General features: G+C 68.6%; 13 protein-coding genes. 7 read left to right on the top strand and 6 right to left on the bottom strand.

Going from position 1 to position 13,390, the window contains the following annotated elements; translation table 11 throughout:
• Positions 1-23 precede the first annotated feature (23 nt).
• From H8R02_RS21450 to H8R02_RS21440, 3 genes are read right to left on the bottom strand one after another with little or no spacing between them, the layout of a single operon-like run.
• Entirely contained in the window at positions 24-734 is a 711-nt protein-coding gene (locus H8R02_RS21450; RefSeq protein WP_187083542.1) for a DUF1028 domain-containing protein, read from the bottom strand.
• Positions 735-755: 21 nt separating this feature from the next.
• On the bottom strand, positions 756-1,457 hold the full coding sequence (locus H8R02_RS21445) for a DUF1028 domain-containing protein (RefSeq protein WP_187083541.1): 702 nt from the start codon (positions 1,455-1,457) through the stop codon (positions 756-758).
• Between the two features lie 9 nt (positions 1,458-1,466).
• Complete coding sequence (locus tag H8R02_RS21440; protein ID WP_187083540.1) at positions 1,467-2,480, bottom strand: Bug family tripartite tricarboxylate transporter substrate binding protein; 1,014 nt, start codon at positions 2,478-2,480, stop codon at positions 1,467-1,469.
• A gap of 77 nt (positions 2,481-2,557) precedes the next feature.
• Here H8R02_RS21440 and H8R02_RS21435 point away from each other — a divergent pair, with 77 nt between their 5' ends.
• The 5 genes from H8R02_RS21435 to H8R02_RS21415 all read left to right on the top strand — a co-directional run bounded on the left by H8R02_RS21435 (position 2,558) and on the right by H8R02_RS21415 (position 6,806).
• Positions 2,558-3,505, top strand: a complete 948-nt coding sequence (locus H8R02_RS21435) for a LysR family transcriptional regulator (protein WP_187083539.1) — start codon at positions 2,558-2,560, stop codon at positions 3,503-3,505.
• Between the two features lie 110 nt (positions 3,506-3,615).
• On the top strand, positions 3,616-4,671 hold the full coding sequence (locus H8R02_RS21430; protein ID WP_187083538.1) for an alpha/beta fold hydrolase: 1,056 nt from the start codon (positions 3,616-3,618) through the stop codon (positions 4,669-4,671).
• Between the two features lie 126 nt (positions 4,672-4,797).
• Positions 4,798-5,118, top strand: a complete 321-nt coding sequence (locus H8R02_RS21425; RefSeq protein WP_187083537.1) for an EthD family reductase — start codon at positions 4,798-4,800, stop codon at positions 5,116-5,118.
• A gap of 17 nt (positions 5,119-5,135) precedes the next feature.
• Positions 5,136-5,900 carry an alpha/beta fold hydrolase gene (locus H8R02_RS21420; RefSeq protein WP_187083536.1) on the top strand — a complete coding sequence of 255 codons (765 nt, stop codon included), beginning with the start codon at positions 5,136-5,138 and terminating at the stop codon, positions 5,898-5,900.
• Between the two features lie 330 nt (positions 5,901-6,230).
• Positions 6,231-6,806 (top strand): nucleotidyltransferase family protein, encoded by a 576-nt coding sequence (locus H8R02_RS21415; RefSeq protein ID WP_187083535.1) that lies wholly within the window; start codon positions 6,231-6,233, stop codon positions 6,804-6,806.
• Between the two features lie 25 nt (positions 6,807-6,831).
• Here H8R02_RS21415 and H8R02_RS21410 read toward each other — a convergent pair whose 3' ends face one another.
• Positions 6,832-7,065, bottom strand: coding sequence for a DUF2630 family protein (locus H8R02_RS21410; protein ID WP_187083534.1), 234 nt, complete (start codon positions 7,063-7,065; stop codon positions 6,832-6,834).
• A 188-nt stretch (positions 7,066-7,253) separates the two neighbouring features.
• Here H8R02_RS21410 and H8R02_RS21405 point away from each other — a divergent pair, with 188 nt between their 5' ends.
• Positions 7,254-7,931, top strand: a complete 678-nt coding sequence (locus tag H8R02_RS21405; protein ID WP_187083533.1) for a nitroreductase — start codon at positions 7,254-7,256, stop codon at positions 7,929-7,931.
• Positions 7,932-7,948: 17 nt separating this feature from the next.
• Here H8R02_RS21405 and H8R02_RS21400 read toward each other — a convergent pair whose 3' ends face one another.
• On the bottom strand, positions 7,949-10,105 hold the full coding sequence (locus tag H8R02_RS21400) for a TonB-dependent receptor plug domain-containing protein (RefSeq protein ID WP_187083532.1): 2,157 nt from the start codon (positions 10,103-10,105) through the stop codon (positions 7,949-7,951).
• Between the two features lie 85 nt (positions 10,106-10,190).
• Between H8R02_RS21400 and H8R02_RS21395 the strand changes: the two genes are divergently transcribed.
• The gene (locus tag H8R02_RS21395) at positions 10,191-11,507 is read left to right on the top strand and encodes an LLM class flavin-dependent oxidoreductase (RefSeq protein WP_187083713.1); all 1,317 of its coding nucleotides are present in this window, start codon (positions 10,191-10,193) and stop codon (positions 11,505-11,507) included.
• Here H8R02_RS21395 and H8R02_RS21390 read toward each other — a convergent pair.
• Positions 11,407-13,320 (bottom strand): acyclic terpene utilization AtuA family protein, encoded by a 1,914-nt coding sequence (locus tag H8R02_RS21390; protein WP_222622594.1) that lies wholly within the window; start codon positions 13,318-13,320, stop codon positions 11,407-11,409. The genes H8R02_RS21395 and H8R02_RS21390 overlap by 101 nt on opposite strands.
• Positions 13,321-13,390: the final 70 nt, after the last annotated feature.

Raw genomic sequence — 13,390 nt, 5'->3', positions numbered from 1 at the left:
GGGCCGATCGACCTTCGGCCACCTCAATCCCTGAACGGCGTCCCCTGTTCCGCCAGCCAGTCCGACCACCCGGGCATGCTCGGGTTGTGCGGCCGCACCTTGTAGTAGCCGATCATCGGCTTCCACCGGTCCAGGATCTCGCCCAGCGCATCGACCGCGTCGCGCTCGCCCTCGCGCTTGGGCACGAAGTCGATGCGCAGGTCGGTGCGCGCATAGGCCTCGGTGTCGTAGACCAACATGCACGACGACCGATGGCCGCCCAGGTCGCCGCCCGCGTCGCGCGCCGCCACTGCAGCCGCGAGCAGGCGCTCCTCGAACAGCTTGCCTTCGCTGTTGCGCCAGGCCTCGTCCATCTTCGGCACCACCTGGTCGGTGAGCAGGTAGTTGCCCATCACCAGGTAGCCGTCGCCCACGATGGCCCCGCTGTGCACCTTGCATTGCTTGCCGGTGTGCACCGCGGCGCGGCCGTGGCGGTCCACGATTCCGATCTGCCGCCATTCGAAATGCGGGTCGCTCTCGCCCAGTTCCTTGATCACCTTCTGCGGCGAATGCCCCAGCGTCAGCAGCTCGATGGCGAGCGGGCCGAGCCCGGGGTCGGTGTAGGCCTGCGTGCTGACCGCGCCGACGTTGGCGCGGATGAAGGGGCAACGGCCGCCCACGGAGAGCGGGTTGGTCGCTTGCGCGAGCCCGAGCAGGCCGGTAGCCTTGTCGCGGGCGATGATGCAGAAGGTCATGGTCTCTTGTCTCCGAAAAATTCAGCGGTAGGGGTTGACCGGCAGGCCCTGCTTTTCCAGGAAGGCCTTCTTCGGCACGACGGAAGTCGGGTCGAGCGTGCGCGCCACGTAGTACGGGATCAGGGGCTTGAACCAGTCGAAGATCGTGCGCATCTCGCCGATCGGCTCGGCCGCCACGTCCACACGCAGGTTCACGATCGGGAAGCTTTCGCTCGCGTACACGACCAGCGCGCACGAGGTCTGGCCTTCCTCCTGGCCGCCGGCGTCGCGGCCGGCCTCCACGGCGCGCATGAGGCGCTCTTCGAGTTCCTCGCCACTGCTGCCCATGAACGCATGGGTCATCGCGCGCAGCACCTGCTCGCCGACGAGCACGTTGCCCGTGACGACGTGGTCCGTGCCGACGATCTCGCCCGCCCAGGGCCGCGCCTTCGGGCCGGTCTTCACGGCGATGCGGCCCTGCATGTCGAGCACGGCGAGCTGCCGGTAGTCGAAGTACGGGTCTTCCTTCGCGAGTTCGGCCAGCACGTCCGGCGGCGACAGCCCGCGCTCGACCAAAGCGATCGCACGCTGAAGCTGCCGGTAGTCGCCGTGCGCCTGCACGGTCACGAGGCCGCGGCCCGGGACGATGTCCGTGCAACGCCAGCCCACCGCGGGCGTGCTGGTCGCCTGGCAGAACCCCGCCTTGCCGGTGCGCGCGCACCGGCCCAGGATGGTGAAGGTCATCGCCGGTCCTTACTCGAACTTGATGTTGGCCGTGCGAATGACCTTGGCCCACTTCTCCTGGTCGCGCTTCATGTACGCGGCCAGTTCGTCGGGCGTCGAGGGCGAGGGGTCCATGCCGGCGCCGGTCAGCGTTTCCTTCACGCTCGGGTCGGCCATCGCCTTCGCGATCTCCCGGTTCAGGTAGGCGATCACGGCGGGCGGGGTCTTCGCGGGCACGCAGAAGCCGTACCAGTTGCTGTATTCGTAGCCCGGCACACCCGCTTCGGCGACGGTGGGCACGTCGGGCAGGTTGGGTGAGCGCTTCAGCGTGCTGACCGCCGCCGCGCGCAGCTTGCCGCCCTTCACGTGCGGCATGGCCGACGGGTCCGAGAAGTAGAAGTCGATCTGCCTGTTCATCACGGCCAGCAGCCCCTGCGCCGTGCCCGGAAAAGGGACGTGCAGCGTCTGGATGCCCGCCATCTGGTTGAACAGCTCGCCCGCGAGGTGCTGCGAGTTGCCGATGCCGGCCGAGCCGAAAGTCAATGCGCCCGGCCGGGCCTTGGCGGCTGCGATGATGTCGGCGACGGTCTTGTACGGGCCGTCCGGCGCCACCACCAGCAGCGGCGTCTGCAACACGCCCTGCGTCACGGCGGCGAAGTCGGCCAGCGTGTAATTGAGCTTGCGCCCCGACCCTGTCGCAATGGTGAGGGGCGCCGGCGTCGCGACTACGACCGTATAGCCGTCGGGCGCCGACCTCGCCACGTGTTCGGCGCCGATGATGCCGGTGGCGCCCGCCCGGTTCTCGATGATGACGCCCTGGCCGATGTTCGCCGCCATCTTTGCGCCGATCACGCGCGCCGCGATGTCCGGGCCGCCCCCTGCCGGAAAGGTGACGACAATGCGGATGGGGCGCGTGGGGTAGGCGTCCTGGGCCCATGCGGCAGGGCCGAGGGCGGCCGCCACACCGGCCGCGCCGCCGAGGCGCAGCACGTCGCGCCGCTTGAAGTGCCGTTGAACATCGGGGAGGGGAGCAGTGCGCCGCATCGGGGACCTTCCAGTGTTGAAATGCCGTGGGCCCATGATCGGCGCGCCCCCGCGTGCAGCGCAACTGAATTCAGCGCATGACCGATATCGATATTTCTAAGATCAGGCGGCTGGACTTCAACCTGCTGCTGGTGTTCCAGCAGCTGCTGGTGCACCGCCGCACCACGGTGGTGGCCGAGCGGCTGGGGCTGTCGCAGTCGGCGGTGAGCCACGCCCTTGCGCGCCTGCGCGAGGTCTTCGGCGAGCCGCTGTTCCTGCGGCGCAGCGACGGCCTGCGGCCCACGCAGGCGGCGCTGCTGCTCGGGCCCCGCATCGACTCGCTGCTGGCGCTGGCGGCCGAGACGGTCGATGCGGGCGGGCGCTTCGAGCCGGGCCGGTCGCAGCGGCTTTTCCGGATTGCAACCAACGACTACGTGGCGGCCATCCTGGGCCCGCTGCTGCAGTCGGCCTTCCAGCGCGAAGCGCCGCACGCGAACTTCTCGGTTCGTTTTGCCACGGGGACGGAAGCGCTGGACATGCTCGATGCGGACGGCGCGGACCTGGTGGTCGGGCGCTTCGATGCGGTGCGGCCAGGTGTCGATGCCACCGTGCTCTCACGCGACGTGTACCACGCGGTGGTGCGGCGCCATCACCCGCAGCTCAAGCGCGGCGATCTGACGATGGACAAGTACCTCGCGCTGCCGCATCTGCTGGTGTCCTTCCACGGCGAGCCGTATGGGCCGGTGGACCAGGCGCTGGCGCGGCTGGGACACCGCCGCACGATCATGGGCAGCGTGCCGATGTTCCTGTCGGCGTTGTCGATCGTGGGGCAGGGCGACTTGATCGCGACGGTGCCGCGGCCTTTGGCCGAAAGGTACGCGGCGACCTTCGGCTTGCGGCACATGCCGCTGCCCTTCGAGATGGACCTGTCGACGATGCTGCTCGTGCGGCACGGCCGGTCGAGCAGGGACGCCGGACTGGATTGGCTGACGGAGGTGATCCGCGTGGGGTGGCCGCGGGTCACGGGGGCGCGGCGCAAGGCATGACTGCGACCGCTAGGGAATACCCGCGCTCGCGCCACCGTGGCGTGAGGCGATAACACACCCATGCCGGACGCAGCCAGCGCGACGTCTCGCCTTACGTCAGGGCACTACGCATGACCCGCTTTCGTCAACAGATCCGGTTCGCCACGACCGGTGACGGCGTGAAGATCGCCTATGCCGAAAGCGGCGCCGGCCCGCCGCTCGTGCGCGCCGCCCACTGGATGACGCATGTCGACTGGGACTGGCGCACGCCGGTGCTCCTCCCCTGGCTCGAGCGGCTGTCGCAGCGGCATCGGCTGGTTCGCTACGACTCGCGCGGCAGTGGCCTCTCGCAACGGGAGATCACCTCCTTCGGGCTCGACGAACTGGTGTCCGATCTCGAAGCGGTCGTCGACGCCTGCGGGCTGCAGCAGTTCGCGCTGTTCGGTGCATCGCAGGGCGGGGCTGCGGCGATCACGTATGCGGCGCGCCACCCGGAGCGCGTCACGCACCTGGTCCTGATGAGTGCCTATGCCCGTGGAACGCTGGTCCGCAGCCCCGAGAAGCAGTCCGTCGTGGAGGCAACCGCCGAACTCATGCGTACCGGGTGGGGGCAGCAGAACGCCGCATTCCGGCAGATGATGACGATGCAGTTCATTCCCAGTGGAACGGCGGAACAGGTTTGCGCATTCAATGACTTGCAGAAGGTCTCGTGCGCGCCCGACCACGCGGCCCGCATGATGCTGTCGCTGTCGCGAGTGGACGCGTCGTCCGCGCTGGCCGCGATACGCTGCCCCACGCTGGTCATGCACTGCCGCGGGGACGCGCGCGTTCCGTTCGACGAGGGCTTGTACCTCGCCCGCGAGATCGAAGGCGCGGTGTTCGAGCCGCTCGAAACCGACAACCACTATCCGATGGAGGGCGAGCCGGCCTTCGACCGGGCCGTGGAGCTGATCGAGCAGTTCGTGGCGGCACCTCAACCGGCACAAGGGTTCCCGCAGCTATCCGCCCGTCAGCGGGAGATGCTCGACCTGCTGGCCAGTGGCTTGGACAACGCCCAGATCGCTGCCCATCTCGGCCTTGCGGAGAAGACGGTGCGCAACACGGTGTCCGCGTTGTTCGACAAGCTGGGCGTCGAGAACCGTTCGCAGGCCATCGTGATGGCGAGAAACGCCGGCCTCGGCAGGTGACGCCGCGCGCCCCGGGACACTTGTCCCGGCGCTGCAGGCCGCACCGCAGGCGAAACGGGACTGCAGTCCCTGCGACGGCCGCCGGCCACTGCGCTTCAATGGCGTATCCCCAGAAGGAGCTTTCCCATGATCAAGTTCAACGTGATGTACCCGTTCCAGCCCGGCATGCGTTTCGACCACGACTACTATCGCGACAAGCACATGCCGCTGGTGGCAAAGCGGCTGGGGTCGGCATGCCGCTACTACACGGTCGACAAGGGGCTGGCCGCGGGTGCGCCGGGGGCGCCGCTGCCCTTCGCGGCGGCCTGCAGCATCTATTCGGATTCGGTCGAGAGCCTGCAAGCCGCGTTGAACCCGCACGTGCAGGAAATCATGGGCGACATTCCCAACTACACGGATGCGCAGCCCGTGATCTGGATCAGCGACGCGGTTGTCGAGCGCAGCTAGCGGCGCGGGAGAACGCCATGTTCCTCAAGACGGCCGATGCGGACCTGTTCGTCTCCGAGTGCGGCCCCACCGGCGGCTACACGATCGTCGCGCACGGCGGCTGGGTCGGCAGTGGCGAGCTGTGGGTGCAACCCTTCGAGAAGCTGAGCAAGCGGTGGCGGTGCATCACCTATGACCATCGCGGAACCGGCGCGACGCAGCACCGAGGCGGCCCGATCGGCCCCGAGATGCTGGTGGACGACCTGTTCAGGGTTCTCGATGCCCTCGAAGTGGAGCGCTGTGTGCTTGCCGGCGAGTCGGCCGGGGGCCTGACGGTGCTGCAGGCCGCACGGCGCGCGCCGGAGCGCTTCAGTGGCCTGGTGCTCGTCGGGGCGCGCTACGAAGGGGCGCTGTCGACAGGCGCGAGGAAGCTCGCGGAGGGGTGCAAGGCGGACTTTGCGGGAACGATGCAGATGTTCGTGAACGCCTGCATTCCTGAAGCGGACTGCGCCGCGGAACGAGCCTGGGCCCACAAGATCGTGATGCGGTCCGGCGCGCGGCACGCGGTGGAACTGCTCGAAGGGCTGGCCGGCGTCGACCTGAGCGGCGAACTGGACAAGGTCCGTTTGCCGACCCTTCTCATTCATGGGGCGGAGGATGTCATCCGGCCTGTGCCGGACTCCGAATTCATGCATTCCCGCATCGCGGGCTCGCGCCTGGTGAAGCTCGATGGCGTGGGCCACGTGCCCACGATCACGAGGCCGTCGCGCGTGGCTGCGGAAATCGAGGCGTTCTTCCTTTAGGGGGCTTGTCGCGAAGCGGTTCGATTCTGCACGGGCTTGCCGCGGTGGGCGGACCGCGCTTATGTCCACGGTGGTGGTTGCGTATCCGCTGCAAGAGAACCACGAGGCTTGGCAATCCGCGTCGCCCAAGATGCGCGATGCGTATCCGTACACGATGGTATTGACGGTGAAGCCGCCTTATCGGGAAGGGCTTGTGGATGAAATGATGGTGCGCGGGTCGGTGGAATTTGTGGTGCGGTCGTTTTCGGAGGCGGTGGCGTCTGTGTTGGCGTTGCGCGAGCAGGGGAGGGCTGGTCTGGGTCGAAAGCGGTCGTCGCATATGCTTGAAGCATGTCTGCCGCAACCCGAGAACAGTTCATTCGTGACGTTCTTTCGAACAGGATCAATCGCGCCATCCTGGCGAACTGGTCATCTTTCGAACTGACCGACGGCTGGTTGGTGGCTGGATGCCTGTTTCAGACGGCGTGGAACCTGCGCTGTGGTCGAGCGCCCGAGGCAGGCATCAAGGACTACGACATCTTCTACTTCGATGATCGGGATCTGTCAGCGGAAAGCGAAGCGCGCGTCCAGCAGCGGGTCAATGCGGTCATGGGCGGCTTGGACGCGACGGTCGAAGTGAAAAACCAGGCGCGCGTGCACCTTTGGTACGAGGAACATTTCGGATTTCCATACGACGCGCTGGCAAGTGCCGCGGACGGCATCGATCGTTTCCTCGTTCCGGCGACTTGCGTGGGCATCCGTCCAAGCGGGCCCGGCTACGAGGTTTACGCCCCCAACGGGTTGGAGATCATGTACGCAGGGCAGTTGGCGCCGAACCCCCTGACTCCGCACATGTCGCTCTTCGCACGGAAAGCCGCATCGTACAAACAGCGCTGGGATTGGCTGCAGGTGCGCACATCCTTGTGAGGTCCGCTTCCGGCCAGGAGCAGACCTAACCGCTATAGCCTTCGACCGTCCCGGGGTCCCGTGGCGCGGCTTCGTTGGGGTCGCCGCCAAACTCGCGTTTCGCGCGCCGCTGGCGCAGCAGGTCCCAGCATTGGTCGAGTTCCACCTCAAGTCGCCGCAGCCTTTCCGCGTCGTGGTCTGCCTTGCCGGCGTCAGCACGCAGATGGTGCTCTTCTTCGACAAGCTGCGAAATGTGCTCAAGTATGGATCTGTCGTTCACTTGCTGCTTTCGAAATAGCGAGCACAAAGCATATGCCTTTTCAGTGCACCGAGGTTGGACCCTCACAGGCCCGAGGCGCGAGCCTTCGAAATGTAGCCCTCACCCGGGCGCGAGCGCAGGCGACAGCGAAGACGCGGACCCTGCCCCTATGATCCGGCTTCCGCAAAAACGCATCCCCAGGAAACAGCATGGAGTTCGACGACGTCATCCTTGGACGCCGCAGCATTCGCGGCTACAAGGCGGATCCGGTTCCCCGCGCGCTGATCGAGGAAGTCATCGGGCTCGCGATGCGGGCGCCGTCGTCGATGAACACGCAGCCCTGGAACTTCTACGTCGTCACGGGGGAGCCGCTCGACCGCATTCGCAGGGGCAACACGGAGCGAATGGCCGCCGGGGTCCCGCAGTCGCGGGAATTCCGGACGGGCCAGCCCTTCGCGGGCCAGCATCGCGAGCGCCAGATCGGCGTCGCCAAGCAGCTGTTCGCGGCCATGGGCATCGCACGGGACGACCAGCCGATGCGCCAGGACTGGGTCATGCGCGGCTTTCGCCAGTTCGATGCGCCGGTCTGCATCATCATCACCTACGACCGGGTGCTCGATGGCAGCGACGACACGCCTTTCGACTGCGGCGCCGTGGCCACGGCGCTCGTCAATGCGGCATGGTCACGCGGCCTGGGCTGCGTGATCAACAGCCAGGGCATCATGCAGTCCCCGGTGGTGCGCGAACACGCCGGCATCGCCGACAACCAGGTCATCATGAAGAGCATCGCGCTCGGATGGCCCGACGAGACCTTTCCCGCCAATGCGGTGGTTTCCGAACGCAAGAGTCTTGAAGAAGCGACCGTGTTCGTCGGGTTCGACGCTTAGCGTGCAGGCCGCAGAGGCTAGAACTGCGTCCCCACCGTCAGGTACGCCCGCGGTGTGAGGTACAGCTCCCCCTGGCTGGTGGTTGTCCCCGCCGTCGGGTCGTCATAGCGGCGCACGCGGCGGTAGGGTGCATCGGTGATGTTCTGCAGGCCGATGCGCCAGTAGCCGAGCCCGCGCACCACGCCACCCACGTGCAGGTCCAGCGCCGTGCGGGCCGCGTTGCGGCCGGTGCGCCCCGGTGCCGTCATGAGGTCGGCCGTGCCGTTCACGTTCAGCGTGAAGCCACCGAACAGGCCACCCGTGCGGCGGATCGGCCTGGCGACATTGAGGCTGGCCGTGTACCGCGGCTGGCCGGGAATGCGCTGACCGGTGTTGGGCCCGCTGGTCATGCGCGACTGCAGCAGGCTGAAGTTGGCGTTGAGCGTCCATTCGCGCGGCAGGCCGAGCACGCCCAGGTTCGTGCGCGCGTCGAACTCGAGGCCCCACACGGTGGCGTCGCCCACGTTGCTGCGCTGTTCGAGCCAGCGGCCGCCCGTCTGCGTGACAAGCGGCCCGATGGCGTCCTGCACGCGCCGCACGAAGAGGTTGCCGCCGGCCTGCCCGTCGGTGCCCAGGCGCCGCTCGACGCCGGTGTCCAGCGCCCAGGATTTTTCGGGGCGCAGCCCCGGGTTGCCCGCGGTGTCCGGGTTCACCAGCGAGTTCAGGCCGTTGCTCGGTGTCGTGCGGTCGACGAGGTCCCACACGCGCGGGTTGCGCGTGGTGCGTGCGAGGTTCGCGCGCCACTGCCATTGCGTGCCCCACGGCTGGCGCAGGTGCACCGACGGCTGCACGACGGGGATGTGGCGATGCACCGTGCCCAGCGTGGGCCCGCGCGTGGTGATGTCGATGGATTCGCCGCGCAGGCCGGCGGTGACCGTGCCGCGCTCGCCCCACGCCCACTCGTCCTGCACCCACAGGATGCGCCGCTGCAGGGTCGCTTCGGCCGCGAACGGGCCGGTGGCGCTGCTGTCGGTGTCGATGCCCAGGCTGCGACGCTCGATCTCCGCGCCGCCCATGCGCAGCAGCGGCGAGCCGGTGGTGGAGAGCTTGGTCTTGAGGTCGGCGACGTTCTCGTGCCGGCGATCGACGAAGAAAGAACTGCCCCCGATGCCCGGCCCGGCCACGACGCTGCCCGCGCGGTCGACGGTCTCGCGCAGCCGGTTCGCCGCCAGGGTGGTTTCCAGCTTGCTGCCCTCGAAGCGGTGGGTCCAGTCCGCCGCGAGCGTGCCGAAGTGGCGCAGCTGCTGCTGCGTGTCGCGGCTGGCCGACGGCGTAGCCACGCCGCCAACGAATGACGTGGTGCCGGTGTCGACGGCGCCGCCGAAGCTCGCGCGGCTGAGGAAGCCGCGCAGCGTGAGCGTGTCGTCGCGCGCCAGCTTGCCCGTCAGGCGCGGGGTGATGGAGTACTCGTGGCGGTGGTAGCGGGCGATGCTTTCGCTGTCGGTGGCGTAGAGGGGCGCGTCCACGCGGCTGTGGCCGTTGGAGCCCAGGAGCACGCCGGTGGCGTTGGCGGCGAGGAAGTAGGCCCACGGGTCGTCCGCCGGCTGGCCGGCCGTGGCCGGTTTGGGCTCGGTGACGGGCCCGGTGCGGGAGAAGAAGAGTTGCCCGCGGTGCCGGCCCCACACCGTGTTGTCGGTCAGGCGAATCGAGGTTTCGCGCCGCACCGTGGCCTGCCGCAGCACGATATTGATCGTGCCGCCGGTGGCGCCCGAGAACTCTGCCGACGGCGAGCGCACGACCTCGATGCGCTCCACCATCTCCGGCGGCAACTGGTCCAGCGCCAGCTGGCTGCGGCCGGTGGCCTGCCGCTGGCCGTCCACCAGCAGCTGCGTGGCGCTGCGCTCCATGCCGCGCATGCGGATCTCCACGCTGCCGTCGGCCCCGGTGTTGACCACCACGCCGGGCAACTGCTTGAGCACGTCCGCCACGGAGAACGCGCCCAGGTTCTCGATGTCGCGCCGGTCCAGCACCACCATCGAGCCGGGCGCGAAGAAGCGGTCCTGCAGCGCGCGGCGCGCGGTGACGTCCACCGGCTCGAGTTGCAGGCTATCGCCGCCGGCTTCGGGTGGCTGCTGCGCGTGCGCCAGGCCGCCTGCCGCCAGTGCGAGCAGGCCATACCGCCAGGGTCTTGCCACGGGTTCCCCTCGTCGTTTTTCGGTGCCGCGATTGTGCCGCCCGCCGGGGCCAAGGCCGGACGGGTCCGCGACTAAGATCGGACCCCTGATGAAAGAAATCCGCATCAACGCGTTCGACATGAACTGCGTGGGCCACATCCAGCAGGGCCTGTGGACGCATCCGCGCGACCAGTCCACGCGCTACACGCAGCTGGACTACTGGACGGACTACGCGCGCCGCCTGGAAGCGGGCCTGTTCGACGGCATTTTCCTGGCCGACGTGCTGGGGGTATACGACGTCCTGGGCGGCAGCCCCGACCCCGCGGTGCGGCACGCCGTGCAGGTCCCCGTGAACGACCCCACGCTGCTGATCCCGGCGATGGCCACCGTCACGCGTCACCTCGGTTTCGGCGTCACGGCCAACCTCACGTACGAGCAGCCCTTCACCTTCGCGCGGCGCATGTCCACGCTGGACCACCTCACCGGCGGGCGCATCGGCTGGAACATCGTGACGGGTTACCTCGACAGCGCGGCGCGGGCGGCGGGGTTCGCGGGCCAGATGGCGCACGACGACCGCTACGACATGGCGGACGAATACATGGCGCTCGTGCGGGCGCTGTGGGAGGGCAGCTGGGAGGACGGCGCGGTCGTCGCGGACAGGCGCACCGGCACCTACGCCGACCCGGCGAAGGTGCACGTGGTCCACCACAAGGGCAAGCAGTACACCGTGGACGCGATGCACCTGTGCGAGCCTTCGTCGCAACGCACGCCGGTGCTCTACCAGGCCGGTGCTTCCGCTCGCGGGACCCGCTTTGCCGCGACGCACGCCGAATGCGTGTTCCTCAACGGGCAGGCGCAGCCCGCGGTGAAGCAGCAGGTGGACAGCCTGCGCAGCGAGGCCGAGGCCCAGGGGCGCTCGCGCGACGCCATCCGCGTGTTCCTCGGCGCCACCATCGTCACGGGCCGCACCGATGCGGAGGCCCGCGACAAGTTCGAAGACTACAAGCGGCACGCCAGCAGCGACGGCGCGCTGGTGCACGCGGCCGCGTCGCTGGGCATCGATTTTTCGAAGTACGACATCGACGAGCCGATCGTCACGGCCAGCCAGGCGATCGTCTCCAACGTGGAAGCCATGACGCGCGCGGCCGGCCCGCAGTGGACGCGCCGCAAGCTGCTGGACCAGTTCGTGCTGGGCAGCCGCCAGAAACCGTGGATCGGCTCAGGCGCCACCATCGCGCAGATGCTGGTCGACTGGAGCGAGCAGTGCGGCGTCGACGGCTACAACCTGTCGCGCACCGTGGTGCCCGAGTGCGTCGACGACTTCATTGCACACGTGGTGCCGGAACTGCAGTCGCGGGGCGCGTACAAGACGCGGTATTCGGAGGGGACGTTGCGGGAGAAGCTGTTCGGGCGGCCGGGCTAGCCGGCGAGCCCCGGTACTCGTCCACCAGCAGTTCCACCGGAATCTCCACCTGCCGCGCGAGCACGAACTCTCCCACCGCCTTGCCCACCTGGTCGGCCTGCAGGTTGGTGCTGCCGCCGCGCCCCAGCAACCCGCGCACGATGAAGTGCACGGCGCGGATGTGCGGGAACTCGTGCCGCACGATCTCCAGGCCCTCGGCCTGCGGCAGCAGGCGGCGCAGCATGTCCGTCGAAAGCGCCTGCCGCAGCCACGGCCACGCCTTCTCGTGCTGCGCCCAGAGGCCGATGTTGCTGTTGCCGCCCTTGTCGCCCGAGCGGGCGTAGGCGACACGGCCGAGCGGGGCGCGCTGCGTGGCGCGTGACGTCGTACGTGCGACAGGCTGCGGCTCGGGGTGCGTCGGCTGAACACCGCCGGGTACGGCGTGCGGATTCGGCGGAATCTCCAGCGTGCGCCCATCCTCCAGCGTGACGGTGTGCGCAAGCTGCGAGACGTGCAGCACCGCGGGCCAGTACTCGATGCGCCGCTGCGGCTTGAGCGCGCGCTCGGCGCCCGAGTCCGTGTAGAAGCCCGGCACGCTCCACAGGTACAGGCTATTGAGCTTGAGGAAGAACTGCTCCTCGGTCAGCTGGTCGCGCTCGCTTGCGAATGCGGCGATGCGTACCGGCACGGTCGCTTCGGCTTGCGATTCGGGCTGCGCCGCCGGCGTGCCGTAGGCGGTGATTTCGAGCTGGTCCACCGTGCCGGCCAGCAGCAGGTGCAGCTGCGCGCGCAGCAGCGCCAGCTTGCGCTCGATGTCGATGCCGGTGACGAAGGCCCACGACACGATCTGCCAGCCTTCGGGCGCGAACATCGCCACTTTCGAAGTGTCCGGCGGCGGCTCGCCGCGCGCGCCGCTCACGCGCACGCGGTTGGGCGCAACCTGTTCGCAGCGGATGGCAGAGAGGTCCACCGTCACGTCGGGGTTGAGATACTTCGGGCCCTGGATCTCGTACACGAGCTGCGCGGTGACGGTGTCGGTGGTCACCGCCCCGCCGTCGCGCGCATGCTTGGTGATGACGCTGCTGCCGTCCGCCGCGATCTCGCCGACGACGAAGCCCGGGAACGTGATGCCGGGCAGCGAGGCGAACCCGCTGAAGTTGCCGCCCGTCGCATGCGGCCCGCATTCGAGGATGTGGCCCGCGACCACGCCGCCCGCAAGGCGATCCCAATCGTCCAGCTGCCAACCGTGCCACCACGCCGACGGCCCAAGGATGAGCGACGAGTCGGTGACACGCCCGCACAGCACGATGTCCGCGCCTTCGCGCAGGGCGGCGGCGATGCCCCACGCGCCGAGATAGGCATTGGCGCCGATCGGCGTGCGGCCCCATGCGGAGAGCGGCTCGCCGGTGTCGAGATGGGTGAGCGGGTGGCCGGCCGCCTGCAGCAGGTCGAGCCGGTCGAGCACGTTGTCGCCTTCGACGCAGGCCACCTTCAGCGAGAGGCCCGCGTCCGCGATCAGCCCGCGCAGCACGTTCGCCAGCCCGCGTGGATTGAGGCCGCCCGCATTGGTGACGAGCTTGATCCCGCGAGCCGCGATGCCGCCCAGGTGCGGCTGCACCTGCTTGACGAAGTAGTCGGCGTAGCCCTGCGTCGGGTCCTTGCGGAAGCGTGCGGAAATACCGGCCAGCGTGATCTCGGCGAGGTAGTCGCCAATCAGCACATGGATGGGGTCGCCGGCCATGGCCTCGTCCAGCGCCGTGGCGCGGTCGCCGAAGTAACCGGAAAAGCTTGCGACCACCAGGGGCTCGCGTTGCGCAGGTTCGCTCATCTTCATGCCCGCATGCTCGCCCGCCGGGCGGTGCGCATCATCGTCGGTTGCGACGATTCGCGGCGGGCCCGAGCTT

This window comes from Ramlibacter albus, from assembly GCF_014297445.1.
Taxonomy (GTDB): Bacteria; Pseudomonadota; Gammaproteobacteria; order Burkholderiales; family Burkholderiaceae_C; genus Ramlibacter; species Ramlibacter albus.
This window is presented reverse-complemented; position numbering and strand designations above follow the sequence as displayed.

What these genes read in the sequence shown, in the direction of transcription:
- H8R02_RS21450 (WP_187083542.1), bottom strand. Translation starts at nt 734, where the DNA reads ATGACCTTCTGCATCATCGCCCGCGACAAGGCTACCGGCCTGCTCGGG.
- H8R02_RS21445 (WP_187083541.1), bottom strand. Translation starts at nt 1,457, where the DNA reads ATGACCTTCACCATCCTGGGCCGGTGCGCGCGCACCGGCAAGGCGGGG.
- H8R02_RS21440 (WP_187083540.1), bottom strand. Translation starts at nt 2,480, where the DNA reads ATGCGGCGCACTGCTCCCCTCCCCGATGTTCAACGGCACTTCAAGCGG.
- H8R02_RS21435 (WP_187083539.1), top strand. Translation starts at nt 2,558, where the DNA reads ATGACCGATATCGATATTTCTAAGATCAGGCGGCTGGACTTCAACCTG.
- H8R02_RS21430 (WP_187083538.1), top strand. Translation starts at nt 3,616, where the DNA reads ATGACCCGCTTTCGTCAACAGATCCGGTTCGCCACGACCGGTGACGGC.
- H8R02_RS21425 (WP_187083537.1), top strand. Translation starts at nt 4,798, where the DNA reads ATGATCAAGTTCAACGTGATGTACCCGTTCCAGCCCGGCATGCGTTTC.
- H8R02_RS21420 (WP_187083536.1), top strand. Translation starts at nt 5,136, where the DNA reads ATGTTCCTCAAGACGGCCGATGCGGACCTGTTCGTCTCCGAGTGCGGC.
- H8R02_RS21415 (WP_187083535.1), top strand. Translation starts at nt 6,231, where the DNA reads ATGTCTGCCGCAACCCGAGAACAGTTCATTCGTGACGTTCTTTCGAAC.
- H8R02_RS21405 (WP_187083533.1), top strand. Translation starts at nt 7,254, where the DNA reads ATGGAGTTCGACGACGTCATCCTTGGACGCCGCAGCATTCGCGGCTAC.
- H8R02_RS21390 (WP_222622594.1), bottom strand. Translation starts at nt 13,320, where the DNA reads ATGAAGATGAGCGAACCTGCGCAACGCGAGCCCCTGGTGGTCGCAAGC.